Here is a 13,846-nt window from a genome sequence, read left to right as displayed (position 1 = left end):
TTCTACTTAGCACCATTCGCTTTAATTTGTTCTCCCGTTTTGCCGAAGCGCCTTTCACGGTTCTGATACGAAAGTATCGCCTCGTACAAATGCTCCCGGCGGAAGTCGGGCCAGAAAAGATCCTCATAAAAATACAGTTCAGAATATGCCAGTTGCCAAAGCAGGAAGTTGCTGATCCTGTGGTCACCGCCTGTCCGCAGCATCAGGTCCACCTCGGGGCGGCTGCCCGTCGACAAATTACCTGCTACTACTTCTTCATTGATTTCTTCGGGTAGCAAAACGCCGTTACGAACATCCTCGGCGATTTTGCGTGCTGCCTGGGTAATGTCCCACTTGCCACTGTAACCCAATGCCAAGATGAGATTCAGGCCCGTATTGTTGCGTGTCGCCTCGATGGCTTTTCCCAACTGGTTTTGGCAACTCTTAGGAAGGCTTGCCGTATCTCCGATCGTATCGAGCTTCACATTGTTTTTCATCATCGTGGGCAGCTCGTTGCCGATCGATTGCACGAGCAGTTCCATCAGCGCTCTTACTTCAAACTCCGGGCGAGCCCAGTTTTCGGTTGAAAAAGCATACAACGTCAGACAAGAAACCCCGAGCTCCGCACATCCTTCCGTCACTTCCCTCACCGCCTTGATCGCATTACGGTGACCAAACACACGCGCTGCTCCCTGGTTTTGGGCCCATCTTCCGTTACCGTCCATGATAACGGCTATGTGTTTTGGCAGATTGCCCGTATCAATGAGCTCCTTCATTACTCCTGACTCCTTTTAACCTTTTTTAACAAAACAAAAACAATACGAACGAAGAGCTGGCCATCGGGAATGATTTTCAGCCGCTCCGGGTTATTTCAGGAATCACTTTGCCAGTAAACCAATACGCAGCAACCTGTCAATGTGTGCCGAAAAACTGCACAATTCCTTCCAGCGCCCATCGCCAGCCTATCAGAAAACCCTGATGGACAATGCATTAACTTCCAAAATAGCAATGGAAATTTAAACGAGGGCGCAATTTAGGAATAAGAATCAGGTCTACAAAATGAATATTCCGGTACAATCAGGGTGTAATTCGATTAATTATCAAGAAGATGGCGGATCGCGTCACCGTACGTACTCCCGCTGGTGACTTGCGAAGCCTTGCGATCGCGCATCACGATCACGTACTTGCCGTTGAAGTGTTTCTGGATTTCTTTGATATGGTGGGAGTTGACAATCCCCGCGCGGCTCACGCGCAGGTAATGCTTGGGGAGCTTTTCTTCGAGCGAAGTCAGCGTGTAGTTGAGCAGGTATTTCTGCCCGTCGAGCGTATTAAGGAAAACGTATTTCTCTTCCGCCTCGAAATGGGTGATCTCCGTCATCGGGATCAGCAGAATGCGATCGCCGGATTTCACCGACAATGAAAATATTTCCTTCTTCGGCTTCATTTCTTCCAAAAGCCTGAGCAGGTTTTCGGAATAGGGATTGAAATTCCCCGAATGGCCGTTCCCGGCCTGGGTAATATTCTTAATCTTTTCGATAGTCTTCATCAACCGGTCGTTTTCCACCGGTTTCAGCAGGTAATCCACAGAGTTTTCTTCAAATGCGCGGATCGCATATTGGTCGTAAGCCGTCGAAAACACCACCAAAGGCATTTTGGTGAGTTTGGAAAGCATTTCGAAGCCATTCAGCAGCGGCATTTCGATGTCCAGGAAAATAACGTCGGGATGATGTTTGTCTATTTCAACCAATCCTTCGGCGCCGTTTTTCGCTTCCGACACGATGTCGAAAGTGTCGGGATGCTTTTCGAGCAGCCTTCTGAGGCGGCTCAATGCAAGCTGTTCGTCGTCGATCAGGATCGTTTTAAGCGGAAAAAGCATGATTGGATTGTTGATGGTTTTCAATAGCAGATTTCTGGATGGCAATATTAACCGATTTGTGCGGTTGGTTGAGCAATTCCAAACGGGCATTGTCACCGTAAAGCAGTTTCAGTTTATCCTGAATGCTGCGCATGCCATACCCGGCGCCAAGCGTGTCGGAAAATGCCGGACCATTGTCATGCACACACAAATGCAGCCACTGGTCTTTTTCATAGATCTTCACGACGATATTTCCCAGGTCGGCCATACGCGAGACGCCGTGCTTAATCGCATTCTCGACGATCGGCTGCAAAATGAATTTAGGTACTTGCAGATTTTTGAGGGATTCCTCCTCTACTTCCACCGTAAACCTCAACCGGTCGCCGAACCGCACCTTCTCTACTTGCAGGTAGGTTTCCACCATTTCCAGCTCGTTTTCGATGGTATCAAAGTAATCGCTCGTCTTCCTGCCCGTGGTGTAGCGGAACAGTTTGGAAAGCAGCAGCGTCATTTCCTCGGCTTTGTCAGGATTCTCGTGCACGAGGCTGGCAATGCTGTTGAGGGAGTTATATAAAAAATGCGGGTTAATGCGGGCCTGCAATGCGTCCAGCTCAGCCCGGGTTTTCAGTTTTTCAAGATTCAGCAATTGATATTCCTGATCCGAAATCTTCCGTGAAATCTGCCTGCCCTCACGGCTCAGGAAGTAAAACACGTTCGCGATCGCCACGGGCGCCCACGCGTACCAGTACCAGGGCGCATTCTGCGAAGGCTCGGACGGGTAACGCGCGACGTATTGGTTCACGATGTCAGCAGCAAAAAAGTAATGCACTGCTACTGCCAGCATGCTGTCGAACAAAAAGATGATGATCGACAGGATAATATGCTTGGCCAGCAGGCTTTTGATGATCATGTCCAGCCAGGTAGTAAGCCCCTGTGTGACGAGGATCGTGCATACGCCCGTAGCGATGTTGAGAATCACCAGGTATTTATAGAAAGCCAGCCGGATAGGCTCTTCGGTGAATGACAACTCGGCAGTGAAATATGCGATCGCATTAAACCCATACAATATCACCGCGCCGAGAATAGCCGCCACGAGCGTACCTACCCAACCCTGGTTCTGGATAATGGCGATCAGGCTGAAATCCTGCCAGTTGAATGATCTTTCCTGTGAAGTAAAACTGAAATTAGCCCCCTCTACCTTTGCCCCGCTCAAATCCACGTCCGACAAACTGCTGAAACTCAGATCCGCATTGCGCAGATCGGCGTTTCGGAAAGTCGTCCGGTCGAGGGCCGAGAAACGAAGTTTTGCATTGCGCAGATTAGCCCCGTCGAAGTTAATATCCTTCAAACTCGAAAAGCTGAAATCTGCATTTTCCAGATCCATGTTACTGAAATCCCTTCCGTCCAGCGATGAGGCTGTCATGCGCAACGGCTTCGTCTTGTTGTCGTCCATGCTACTTAAACCCTAAACGTTAATATCAGTTTGTCTGAGAAAGCATCCATTCGGTTTCCATTTTGCCCCAATCCGGGTGAATAGCAGTTTCCGGTTTAAAGGCGCTGAATTTCTGTTGTGCTTTTTCGAGCATCGGCTTCGCCACCTTTTTCCCGCCGCCATATTCCTCGGGTGTAAAAAACAGACTCGAACCTTCCAGGTAATAAATCCGCGGGTTCTCGGCATTGATCGACTTCGCCGATTGCAGGAAGCCCTGAAACTTCTCCCCATCCGCCTGCCAGCGGTTCATCGGATCGGCGGCCAGATGTATTTGGGATTGATATGCTTTCAAAATCTCAATTTCATCGTTCGGTTTTCCTGCAATCCCTTCCGCGTCTTTCAATAAGGCATTTGCTTTATCCAGATACTGATCTTTTTCCGTCAGGGTTGGCGCTACAAAGCCCAGCAACACATTGGCATAGGCCGCATAGTATTTCGGCAACCACTCTTTCGGCTCTGCCGCGGCAATGCGTTCGAAGCGGTTGGCGATATCGACCAGGCTTTTCGGGTCCGGCTTGGAGCGGTCGATGGCCAATAATGCTTTGATACCATCTCCCATGGCCTGGGTATACTTTTCGTTCTGCGCCCATGCAATGCCGGTTGCGAACACGAACATCAGAGCGATTGTCAATAGCTTTTTCATTGTTTTGTTTGTTTTAAAATGCTGAATATGGAATGGTTTAAAAATCGTCTTTCTCCACTTTGGCCTTTTTCGAAAGCATGATCTGCATGCCTACAAAAAAGCTGCGATAACTCTGCGGCCCCACGGCGTAGCGTGTTTTGCCGTCGGGTGTATAGCGGTAGGTAAATACATTGCGGGTATTGAGGATATTATCGACCGTGGCGTAAAATATCACGAGGTTACCTTTAATGCTTTGCAGCTTGCTCGCCTGAATGCTCACATTATGCACGGCGGGTGTGCGGTCTTTCAGGAATTCGTCATTGTTGGGGTTATAGTAAGGCCGGCCGCTCGTGAATGCGTAGGTTGCACTGAGGTTGGTTTTGGCTTTTTCAAACCACTTTTTGGTAATCAGGCTGATATTATGGTTTGAAATGAATGTCGGTGTAGCCGATTGCTGATATTGCTGGAAAAGTCGTTTCGAATCCACAAAACTGTAAGTAACCCAGTAATCGAGGTTTTTAATGGATTTCTGATCGCGCCAGAAAAAGTCGAAACCGCGGGCGTAACCGTCGCCGCCGTTGTTGGTTGTGCCCCATGGAAAGCGGTAGGGATCGGCGTCGTAGGGCTGGCCGGTGAATTCGCGGACGAGCTGCGCGTAATTTTTATAGAATGTCTCGACGCGGAATGTGCGCTGGTTTTTAATGATCTGGTAATTGAGGATCAAATGATCGGCCCGCTCGTATTTGAGGGATTTATTTAAATACAAATACCTGTAATCCGGGTTTTGGTAAAACTGCCCTGCTGCGAGGGAAATCTGGCTGTAACGTCCGGTTTTGTAAGCAAACGACAATCTGGGAGCAACATTAGCACGGCTGATCACGGACGAATACTCGCTTCGCACGCCGACCCGTCCTGCCAGTGCCCGGGTAATGTAAATTTCCGACTCCACAAACCCGGCGGCATAGCGGTCTTTCAGCTTATATAATGTACCATCCACGCCGTTGCCGATATTGATTGCATGTGCCTCGGCACCGAAAAGGATGGTATTGTTCCCCGTGAGCAGGCGTGTGAGTACGATGCGCGCCTGCGTACGCTCGTCGAAGCGGTCGAAGTTGACGCCGTCCCAGGTCATATTGTCCTTGTTGCGGCTGTGTGAAAGGCCCGAGTTCAAAGTCCAGCGACCGTCGGCCCAGGAATCGGTGTAGGTGCTGGTGGTAAATGCATTGTTGTTTTTCAAAACTAACCGCATTTTGCCAGTATCCGACGATGGATCTTTGCTATTCATGCTCAAATGGCTGTCGGAGTACATGCCGTAGACTTTCAGCACGCCATTTTTTGTCGGTTTCCAGCGGTAAGTCAGCGAAGAGCCTTTGAATTCCGGCGCGTGAATCCATTCCACATTCTGCTTTACCAGCTTGAACAGCGGCCGCAAATTGCCATAATACACAACCGCCGACACCGACTGGTTTTTGTTGGAGTAATCATAATTCAAACCCGCGTTTGCGAGGTTGAGACTGATCCCCAATCCATTATTACTGATTTTATCGGTCGTATTCAGCAGCAATACCGACGACAATGCCTGCCCGTACTGCGCCGAATAACCGCCCGTGCTGAATGAAGTGCCTTTAAACATAAATGGATTGAACCGCCCCCGCGACTGCACATCGGGCAGCGAGCTGAAAAACGGGTTCTGAACGATCATCCCGTCAATGACGATCTTGGTTTCCTGCCCGGAGCCACCTCTTACAAATAGCCCCTCCTGCTCCCCTACCCGCTGCGCACCCGGGAGGAATTGCATTGCCCCGGTAATATCCGCCGCCGCGCCCGCCGTAGTCACAATATCCAGCGGTTTCAGCATGGCCATCCGCTTTTCATCCGACGCCTCGAATGCCCCTGCGGTAATCACCACGGTATTCAGTTCGTTGGCTAGTTCTTCAAGCTTGATCGTCATTGCCGGAATACCTTCTTTCAGATTAACCTTCTTTTCAAAAACCTCAAATCCTACATAACTCGCTGCCAACGTTGCGGTGTCGGACTCCGAGGTCTGAAATGCGAAAACGCCGTTCGCGTCGGTGGTACCGCCGTCGTAGGTACCTTTCAGGAATACATTCGCGCCGGGCAGTGCATTTCCTTTGTGATCGGTCACCTTGCCCTGTATGTTCTTTTGGGCAAAAACGGCCGGCGAAACGAATAGCAACAGACAATAAAAAAGCTTCATGGCTAATAGATTATGTGTAACTGCTGACACAAATCTATTGGCCATGAAGCCGTTTAGTAAGTAATTTCCGACGAAGTGCCGGTTTCAGGCGGATGAATTTGCCCGGTGACGGAATGAAAAACCGCCGGTTTTAGAGCTCTTCCAGCAGAATGTCCTTCCAACGAACTTTGATGCCGCCGCCGTCGTGGATCTGCAATGCGATCGAGCCTTCACCCGCACCGATTTTAGCGTCGGTAAGGTCTACCATTTCGCGGCCGTTGAGCCAGGTTTGCGTGCGGTCGCCTTGTGCGCGGATGCGAAGCGTATTCCATTCACCCATTTTCAGGAAGCCTTCTTTCTCTTCCGGGATCTGCACCAGCCAGTTACGGCCATACGATTCGTAAATACCACCGGTGTCGTGGTTTGGCGGCGCCACTTCTACCTGCCAGCCCGAAACTTTGGTACCGGTCACCGTCGAACGGAAGAATACCCCGCTATTACCATTGGCCTCTTGTTTGAATTTCAGGGTCAGGTCGAAGTTCTTGTAAAACTTGTCGGTGGTGAGGTAGCCGTACTGCTTGTCGGGCCCGCTTTCGCAGATGAGCTCCCCGCCATCCACGTACCATTTTTCGGTACCATGGACAGTCCAGCCTTTGAGGTCTTTTCCGTTGAATAACTTAACAGGCTTTTTCAACGGATCGGCGGAGGGCCCTTTCAGCGCAAAAAACGCCGAATTGAGCATCAAAACAGCTGCTCCGGCGACGATCAATCGTCTCAATTTTAACATGGTGGTTATAGGATTAGGATTAAAAATTTATGGTTACAAATTCTATCAAACTACATTTTGCATTAGTTTTACGAAAATTAACCACTTGGAAAGCTATGAAAAAAAACCGTTTTGGGGGGCGTTGGGCAACATTTTTTTTGGCAGCAGGGCTATTTTCAACGATTTTGATTGCTTGTAAGGAGAATGCCGATGATGTTGTGAAAAACAAAGCTGTCACGGACATCATTTATGAAAATCCGGAGTTCAGCATGCTGAAAGAAATTGTCGTACACATAGGTAAGAGCGACGCGCTCAGGACACAGAATGCGACTATTTTTTTGCCAACGAATGCGGCTTTCGCAAAGGCTAAGATTTCCAGCGCTTCGACAATCACGAGCATGTCCAACACTGATATTGAGAATTTCCTCAATGCGCACGTTTTGAAAGGCGTTGTAAAATATGCCGACCTCAAGACCGGCACTTATGAATCACTCGATAGCAAACGTAGCCTTGTCATCGCCAAAAAAGACACTGCATTCACGGTCAATGGCGCCAAAATTGCTAAAACGGACGTAATTGCTGCAAATGCGATTATCCAGGTGATCGATAGCGTGTACGTAAAGATCTCAAAGTAAAGCATACAGATATATCCAATAGAAAACCCCGAAGCATCACGCCTCGGGGTTTTCTATTTTAATATGCTAACCTTCTCAGAACTGATCTACATGCGAGAAGAAGAAATTCCCTTCGATAGCCGCATTTTCGTCTGAATCCGATCCGTGGATCGCGTTCTTCTCCATCGAAATCGCAAACAATTTGCGGATAGTACCATCCTCGGCATTTGCCGGGTTGGTAGCACCAATGAGCGTACGAAAATCTGCCACTGCATTCTCCTTTTCGAGGATCATCGGGATGATCGCTCCGGACGACATATACTGGCAAAGATCATTGTAGAAGGGACGCTCCTTGTGCACGGCATAAAATTCACCGGCACGCTCGGAGGTAAGTTGCGTTTTTTTCAGGGCCACAATCCGGAATCCTGCTGCTTCGATCATCTTGATGATTGAACCCGAATGACCATCCTTCACAGCGTCAGGCTTGATCATGGTAAATGTCTTATTCGTTGGCATACGTACTTGGCTATTATTGATACTGACTGCAAGCTACTATATTTCGTTTTAAAATACCGAACCTTTCGTCCTCAAACGCCCTCCTAATATTAAATCAATGCCTGATTGCCAGCCTTTACCGCGTTTCATGAAGCAAATCCCAACAGTTTTGTTAATTTTGTGGGCTCTAAGCAAACAGGAAATACCTCTTTTGAACTAAGTCACTGTGAATCAAATCATTGAAGAGCTTCGCTCTTTTTTATCCCAACCCCAAAAAATTGTTATCACAACGCACCGCGACCCGGATGCGGATGCATTGGGTTCATCTCTGGGCTGGGCCAGTTATTTGCTCAAAAAAGGACACGAAGTGACGGTGATCAGCCCCACCGACTACGCCGCGAACCTCCGCTGGCTTTCGGGCATGGAGCATGTGCTTGTCTACGAGAAGGCTTCCGACCAAGGTAAATGCAAGAAGAAAATCGAGCAGGCAACGCTGATTTGCTGTCTCGATTTCTCGGCATTGTCGCGATTGAAAGACCTCGGTAAAGTAGTGCAGGACGCTGCGGCACCGAAGATGATGATCGACCACCACCTCGAACCGGAGCATTTTGCGAAATGGATGGTTTGGGATACCACAGCAGCCGCTACGGCCCAGCTCGTGTATGAACTGGTGAAGGAAATGGAAGGTGGATTGCCTGCCGACCAGATTTTCGACATTCCCATGGCCGAATGCCTCTACGCGGGCATTATGACCGACACCGGCTCGTTCCGGCACGGCAATGTCACGCCCGCTGTGCACCTCGCAGTAGCCGATCTGATGCGTACCGGTTTCGATTCGAGCCGTGTGCACCGGCTGATCTACGACAATGCGCCGCTTTCACGCCTGCAATTCCTGGGTTATGTGCTCTGCAACAAACTCACGGTGCTTCCCGAATACCGCACGGCCTATATGGTTCTTACCGAAGCGGAATTGCAAAAATTCAATTCCGCATCCGGTGAAACGGAGGGAATCGTAAACTACGGTTTACAGGTTGAAAACGTCGTGATGTCGGCGATGTTTATCGAACGTAAAGGCGAGGTTAAGATCTCGTTCCGCTCGGTGGGCTCGTTCTCGGTACGCGACCTTGCCAGCACGCATTTCAGCGGTGGCGGGCATAAGAATGCGTCAGGAGGCAGATCCGAACAATCAGTAAATGAAACAGTTACAAGATTTTTAAGCATACTTCCTTCATACCAGGAAGAACTTTTAAGCGTTGACTAAACTTAAATTCCACATTCACCAAAATATCTTCTAATTAACACGTCCCAATGAATTTAAAAACAATCGGTTATGCGATGGGCATAACTATTCTCGCAGCCGCTTGCAATCAACATCGCCAGCAGGTTACCGAAAGCGGCCTTAAATACACGCTTTTCGATCACGATGACGATGCAAGAAAGTCCAAACTGGGGGATATCATGACATTCCACCTGGTGTTGAAGAATGGTACCGACTCTACGCTCCGCGATACATATAAAGAGAACAACCCCGTGAAAATGGTATTGCAGGCACCTCCTTACAAAGGCAGCTTTGAAGAAGGCCTTACCATGCTTGCTACCGGCGACAGCGCGAAGTTTTTGGTTAATGCGGACACTTTGTTCGCGAAAATCGGTCAGCCTATGCCGCCGATGATCAAAAAAGGATCGGAACTGAGCTTTACCGTGAAAGTAGTAAGTGTCCTCAGCTCAGAAGAATTCCAGAAGCAACAAGCTGAGGCCGGTAAAAAGCAAAAAGATATCGATGCCAAAACCATTGAAGACTATCTGGTTAAAAATAATCTGAAAGCAAAAGCCAGAAAAACTGCTTCCGGCCTTGTGTATGTAGTACAAACAGAAGGAACAGGCGCCAGCCCTGCTGCCGGCGACAATGTGAAAGTACATTACACCGGTAAATTCCTGGACGGCAAAGAATTCGACAGCTCCAAAAACCAGGGCAAGCCACTTGACCTGCAAGTAGGCGCCGGCATGGTGATCCAGGGCTGGGACGAAGGTCTTACTTTGATGAAAAAAGGTGAAAAAGGCTTGTTGCTGATCCCTTCGGGCCTTGCTTACGGACCTGAAACTTACGGACCAATCCCGGGCAACTCGGTATTGCAGTTCGAAATGGAACTGGTTGACTTTACAAAAGGCGCTAAACCTGCTGCTGCTCCGGCCCTTCCGGCACCTGCTCCGGCTAAGTAAAGCTTCTCGACTGTTAAATGCCACGAAGGCACGAATTGACACGAATGGTTTCGTGAATATTCGTGCCTTCGTGGCATTTAACCCTTCCCATTTTTTGCGTAAAATGCACCTCCTTTCACCATCATTTTACGCATGAAACTTTGCTTCGCTACCAACAACCGGCATAAACTCGAAGAAATACAGGCATTGCTCGGCGACCAGTTCGAGCTGGTTACGTTAGCCGACATCGGCTGCGACACCGATATCCCTGAGCCATTCGACACCATCGCCGAAAATTCCCATGAAAAAGCCCGGTTCGTCCAGGACAATTTCCGCATCGATTGCTTTGCCGACGACACCGGCTTGGTCGTCGACGCATTGAATGGCGAACCAGGCGTCAAATCCGCACGCTACGCCGGCGAACAGCGCGATTCCAACGACAATATCGGCCTGCTTCTCCAAAACCTCGCAGACAAGCCAAACAAGGCAGCACGCTTTCTGACAGTCATTACATTATCGCTGAATGGCCAATACCACCAGTTTGAAGGAACTGTGGAAGGTGCCATTATAGACGAGAAACGTGGTACCAACGGCTTTGGTTATGATCCGGTGTTCGTTCCGGAGGGGCATTCACGCACATTTGCTGAAATGACCATGCAGGAAAAATCGCAGCTGAGCCACCGTGCACGCGCATTCGCGAAGCTGGTCGCTTTCCTGAAAGCACAATGATATTTTTATCCATTATTTAAATCGTACGGACATGTCGGACTTCAATTCGGATGATTATCGCTACGACGGTAGCAAAAAATTTGACATCGGTAAGGCCAAAACACGATTCAAGGATATTTATGCCGACAAGGCTGAATACGAAGCGATGCAGGAAGAATCGGCGAAGGAGCTGGATGAATTGCAGAGCATGATGTACGCGCACAACCGCTACGGACTGCTGGTGATTTTCCAGGCCATGGACGCCGCCGGGAAAGACGGGACCATCAAGCATGTACTTTCGGGCGTAAATCCGATTGGTGTTAAGATCCACTCTTTCAAACGACCTACCGAAACTGAATTGGGACACGATTTTCTTTGGCGGACCAACCTCGTATTACCTCAGCGCGGCACGATCACGATCTTCAACCGCAGCTATTATGAAGAAGTGCTGGTCGTGAAAGTACAGCCCGAAATCCTGACCCAATCTCAGCGCCTGCCGGAAGAGCTGACAGAGGATTTGGAGAAACTTTGGAAACATCGCTATTCAGACATTCGCAATCTTGAAAAATACCTTTACCGCAACGGTATCCGGGTAATCAAGTTTTTTCTGAATGTGTCAAAAGAAGAACAGGCCGAACGACTGATTGAACGCATTGAAGACCCTTCCAAAAACTGGAAATTTGAGGAACAGGACGTGAAAGTACGCGACAAATGGGCCGAATATATGCAGGCTTATCAGGATTGTATCAATGAAACTGCTTCCAAAAAGGCACCCTGGTATGTAGTGCCGGCCGATGATAAAAAGAATCTGCGTCTGATCGTCGCTAAGATTGTTACGGAAGAATTGAAGAAGATGAAAATGTCATACCCCGAATCCGGACCGGCGCGCACCGAGGAGCTTCGCCATTTCATCGACATTATCAACGCCCAGACGAAACAGCCCTAAAAAAGGAAGGCCGTTGATCGATGATCAACGGCCTTATAGCTATGCATGGTGTGAAGTTATATCTTACTTCTTGATGGTGAAATTACCGCCACCAATTTTATATCCTTCCGCATACAGCTCCACATTATACTTTCCAGGGCGGAACTTGTTGGCGTTATCGTACAACATCTCCACTTTCTGGTTGTTGTTCTGATAAGCGATAGACTCACGGGTTGTAAATTTGGATGGTGCGCCATCGACTTCAAACTCGCCTGAGCCGGTAGCATCATCAGCTACAACCGCTCCATCAGGATCCAACACACGCACATAAATATCTTTTGGCTCCTGAGCAGTCAACTCGTTTTCCGGAAGGTTGAAAACCAGTTTCAACTTGTCAACACGGCTCGCCTTATACTCGTCGCGTTCTTTGGTTTTACCACGTGAGTTAACAGTCAACACTTTCAGGTTTTGTGCTTTCAAAGCAGCAGCTTTGCTTACTTTCGCACTCAACTCTTTGTTTTGCGCAGTGAAAGTAGTCACAGAGTCTGTCAGTTCAGCCTGGCGTTGTACCAGTTTCTCGCGCTCGCTTGTAAGCGTTCCCACGTGTGTGTGCAGGGAGTCGTTACTTGCTACGAGTTGCTCATTTTCAGCTTTAAGCTGCGCGATCATCTCGTCTTTTTCTGTCAGGAACTTTTCGTATTCCTTAATTTTAGTGAGGTATTTGTTGGTTTCCACTCTTCTGCTGCGGCTGAATGCTACCTTGTCAGCTTCGAGTTTCTCCTTCATTTTGGTCAGCTCTGTAACGTCACCTCCCAATTTCTCAACTTCCGCAATTTTTGCATCCAATACGGTGGAAATAGAATCCAGTTTAGTTTTGGTTACAGCCAACTCTCTTGCCTTTTCGACTACCATTGATTCTTGCTGGGTCAACTCTTGTTTCTGAGTTGTGAACAAGTAGCCGAACATGGCTGTTGCAAGCCCAAGGACAACTACCATTGCCCAGGCGATGCTCTGCTTATTTTTCTGTTCTTGTTGCATTGATATTAAGTTTACTTGTGTGATTTAGTTTCTCATGAGACAGGTTAAAAATTGAATCCGGGTCTACATGCTGTTCTGCCTTCACATCAAACAATTCTGTGCCGCTCAATGCCGACGGCTGCGTTCCTGCCCTGCTGAAATGCAAAAAAGAGCCTCATTATCATGAATTTGGCTCTTTTAAAACGATATTTTTCAATTAAGAAAATTCCTACAAACCGCTGGCTATCTCAAATTTACAGCTGGAAAATTGGGTAATGTTACCACAAAATATGGTGTGGAGGTACATAGAAAATAATGCAACTACCCTGTTAAAGTCCTATTTCCCCATGAATGCTAAATGACTTCTTCTCTACGAAGATCAGCTTTTGGTAACCGGTTACATCATAGGCGTTTACTTCCATAAGGTTATTCCGTTTCACTGCGTTCAGCACCACTCTCTTTTCGGAATTGTACACCTTATTTGACGCGCGCATCAAAGCTTCGACGCGTAGCGGCTGTTTTAAAACAGAATCCGAATCAATTTTCAGATACGCCACGGGCAGGTCGTTGCCCGGTTTAACGCGGTACTCGTAATGCAGCGGGCCATTTTGGATCACTTCGTAACTCTGGCGGTAAGATGGTTTGTTAATATCAGCCTGTACAAACAGTTCCAGCTCCTTCTTCCAATCTACTTCGCGCGTTTTTGAACTTTCGCGTTTGCTTCCCAAAGTCGCTGTCTTGCTCACTTCCGGCTTCTTTTCATTCAAATACACGATCTGATTTTCAATGAAACCTTTCAAATCGTAGTAGGCCTTGGGGGCATCGTCGCGGGTTTCTTCCTGGCGACAGGAAACCAATGAAAAAAGCAGAGCGGCTGCAACAATGGTAAAGAAGCGGTAATGCATGGATTTAAGATGTAGCTAAAAAAACAGAGAGCCCGACGGACTCTCTGCTGGTTAACATCAATCGATGTCTGA

At 48.3% G+C, this 13,846-nt stretch carries 14 protein-coding genes; 5 read left to right on the top strand and 9 right to left on the bottom strand.

Annotated elements, in window-relative coordinates; all coding sequences use genetic code 11:
* Positions 1-2: 2 nt before the first annotated feature.
* The 6 genes from uppS to CLV60_RS05250 all read right to left on the bottom strand — a co-directional run bounded on the left by uppS (position 3) and on the right by CLV60_RS05250 (position 6,932).
* A complete protein-coding gene (uppS, locus tag CLV60_RS05275) occupies positions 3-755 on the bottom strand; it encodes an undecaprenyl pyrophosphate synthase (protein WP_106594314.1) in 753 nt (250 codons plus the stop codon).
* 317 nt (positions 756-1,072) lie between these two features.
* The gene (locus CLV60_RS05270; protein WP_106594313.1) at positions 1,073-1,855 is read right to left on the bottom strand and encodes a LytR/AlgR family response regulator transcription factor; all 783 of its coding nucleotides are present in this window, start codon (positions 1,853-1,855) and stop codon (positions 1,073-1,075) included.
* On the bottom strand, positions 1,839-3,287 hold the full coding sequence (locus tag CLV60_RS05265) for a histidine kinase (protein WP_106594312.1): 1,449 nt from the start codon (positions 3,285-3,287) through the stop codon (positions 1,839-1,841). The genes CLV60_RS05270 and CLV60_RS05265 overlap by 17 nt, the downstream gene beginning before the upstream one ends.
* 25 nt (positions 3,288-3,312) lie before the next feature.
* The gene (locus CLV60_RS05260) at positions 3,313-3,969 is read right to left on the bottom strand and encodes a hypothetical protein (RefSeq protein ID WP_106594311.1); all 657 of its coding nucleotides are present in this window, start codon (positions 3,967-3,969) and stop codon (positions 3,313-3,315) included.
* Between the two features lie 37 nt (positions 3,970-4,006).
* Positions 4,007-6,166, bottom strand: coding sequence for a TonB-dependent receptor (locus CLV60_RS05255; protein WP_106594310.1), 2,160 nt, complete (start codon positions 6,164-6,166; stop codon positions 4,007-4,009).
* A 130-nt stretch (positions 6,167-6,296) separates the two neighbouring features.
* On the bottom strand, positions 6,297-6,932 hold the full coding sequence (locus CLV60_RS05250; RefSeq protein ID WP_106594309.1) for a 3-keto-disaccharide hydrolase: 636 nt from the start codon (positions 6,930-6,932) through the stop codon (positions 6,297-6,299).
* A gap of 29 nt (positions 6,933-6,961) precedes the next feature.
* Here CLV60_RS05250 and CLV60_RS05245 point away from each other — a divergent pair, with 29 nt between their 5' ends.
* Positions 6,962-7,546, top strand: a complete 585-nt coding sequence (locus tag CLV60_RS05245; RefSeq protein ID WP_229210823.1) for a fasciclin domain-containing protein — start codon at positions 6,962-6,964, stop codon at positions 7,544-7,546.
* Between the two features lie 75 nt (positions 7,547-7,621).
* On the opposite strand, the gene CLV60_RS05240 is transcribed toward CLV60_RS05245, so the two are convergent.
* The gene (locus CLV60_RS05240) at positions 7,622-8,041 is read right to left on the bottom strand and encodes a nucleoside-diphosphate kinase (protein WP_106594307.1); all 420 of its coding nucleotides are present in this window, start codon (positions 8,039-8,041) and stop codon (positions 7,622-7,624) included.
* A 205-nt stretch (positions 8,042-8,246) separates the two neighbouring features.
* Between CLV60_RS05240 and CLV60_RS05235 the strand changes: the two genes are divergently transcribed.
* The 4 genes from CLV60_RS05235 to CLV60_RS05220 all read left to right on the top strand — a co-directional run bounded on the left by CLV60_RS05235 (position 8,247) and on the right by CLV60_RS05220 (position 11,873).
* On the top strand, positions 8,247-9,281 hold the full coding sequence (locus tag CLV60_RS05235; RefSeq protein WP_106594306.1) for a DHH family phosphoesterase: 1,035 nt from the start codon (positions 8,247-8,249) through the stop codon (positions 9,279-9,281).
* Positions 9,282-9,328: 47 nt separating this feature from the next.
* A complete protein-coding gene (locus tag CLV60_RS05230; protein ID WP_106594305.1) occupies positions 9,329-10,240 on the top strand; it encodes an FKBP-type peptidyl-prolyl cis-trans isomerase in 912 nt (303 codons plus the stop codon).
* 132 nt (positions 10,241-10,372) lie between these two features.
* Positions 10,373-10,948, top strand: a complete 576-nt coding sequence (locus tag CLV60_RS05225; RefSeq protein ID WP_106594304.1) for a non-canonical purine NTP diphosphatase — start codon at positions 10,373-10,375, stop codon at positions 10,946-10,948.
* A 31-nt stretch (positions 10,949-10,979) separates the two neighbouring features.
* Positions 10,980-11,873, top strand: a complete 894-nt coding sequence (locus CLV60_RS05220; protein WP_106594303.1) for a polyphosphate kinase 2 family protein — start codon at positions 10,980-10,982, stop codon at positions 11,871-11,873.
* 63 nt (positions 11,874-11,936) lie between these two features.
* On the opposite strand, the gene CLV60_RS05215 is transcribed toward CLV60_RS05220, so the two are convergent.
* Positions 11,937-12,890: a DUF8428 domain-containing protein gene (locus CLV60_RS05215; protein ID WP_106594302.1), complete on the bottom strand. Its 954-nt coding sequence runs from the start codon at positions 12,888-12,890 to the stop codon at positions 11,937-11,939.
* A gap of 308 nt (positions 12,891-13,198) precedes the next feature.
* The gene (locus CLV60_RS05210; RefSeq protein ID WP_106594301.1) at positions 13,199-13,774 is read right to left on the bottom strand and encodes a hypothetical protein; all 576 of its coding nucleotides are present in this window, start codon (positions 13,772-13,774) and stop codon (positions 13,199-13,201) included.
* Positions 13,775-13,846 lie beyond the last annotated feature (72 nt).

This window comes from Dyadobacter jiangsuensis, from assembly GCF_003014695.1.
In the GTDB taxonomy this organism is placed as follows: Bacteria; Bacteroidota; Bacteroidia; order Cytophagales; family Spirosomataceae; genus Dyadobacter; species Dyadobacter jiangsuensis.
Note: the sequence above shows the minus strand (reverse complement) of the source record. Positions and strands in the feature narration are given on the sequence as shown.

Coding starts and splice junctions, on each gene's coding strand:
- uppS (WP_106594314.1), bottom strand. CDS start 755: ATGAAGGAGCTCATTGATACGGGCAATCTGCCAAAACACATAGCCGTT.
- CLV60_RS05240 (WP_106594307.1), bottom strand. CDS start 8,041: ATGCCAACGAATAAGACATTTACCATGATCAAGCCTGACGCTGTGAAG.
- CLV60_RS05230 (WP_106594305.1), top strand. CDS start 9,329: ATGAATTTAAAAACAATCGGTTATGCGATGGGCATAACTATTCTCGCA.
- CLV60_RS05220 (WP_106594303.1), top strand. CDS start 10,980: ATGTCGGACTTCAATTCGGATGATTATCGCTACGACGGTAGCAAAAAA.
- CLV60_RS05270 (WP_106594313.1), bottom strand. CDS start 1,855: ATGCTTTTTCCGCTTAAAACGATCCTGATCGACGACGAACAGCTTGCA.
- CLV60_RS05265 (WP_106594312.1), bottom strand. CDS start 3,287: ATGGACGACAACAAGACGAAGCCGTTGCGCATGACAGCCTCATCGCTG.
- CLV60_RS05245 (WP_229210823.1), top strand. CDS start 6,962: ATGGTTACAAATTCTATCAAACTACATTTTGCATTAGTTTTACGAAAA.
- CLV60_RS05215 (WP_106594302.1), bottom strand. CDS start 12,890: ATGCAACAAGAACAGAAAAATAAGCAGAGCATCGCCTGGGCAATGGTA.
- CLV60_RS05255 (WP_106594310.1), bottom strand. CDS start 6,166: ATGAAGCTTTTTTATTGTCTGTTGCTATTCGTTTCGCCGGCCGTTTTT.
- CLV60_RS05250 (WP_106594309.1), bottom strand. CDS start 6,932: ATGTTAAAATTGAGACGATTGATCGTCGCCGGAGCAGCTGTTTTGATG.
- CLV60_RS05225 (WP_106594304.1), top strand. CDS start 10,373: ATGAAACTTTGCTTCGCTACCAACAACCGGCATAAACTCGAAGAAATA.
- CLV60_RS05260 (WP_106594311.1), bottom strand. CDS start 3,969: ATGAAAAAGCTATTGACAATCGCTCTGATGTTCGTGTTCGCAACCGGC.
- CLV60_RS05210 (WP_106594301.1), bottom strand. CDS start 13,774: ATGCATTACCGCTTCTTTACCATTGTTGCAGCCGCTCTGCTTTTTTCA.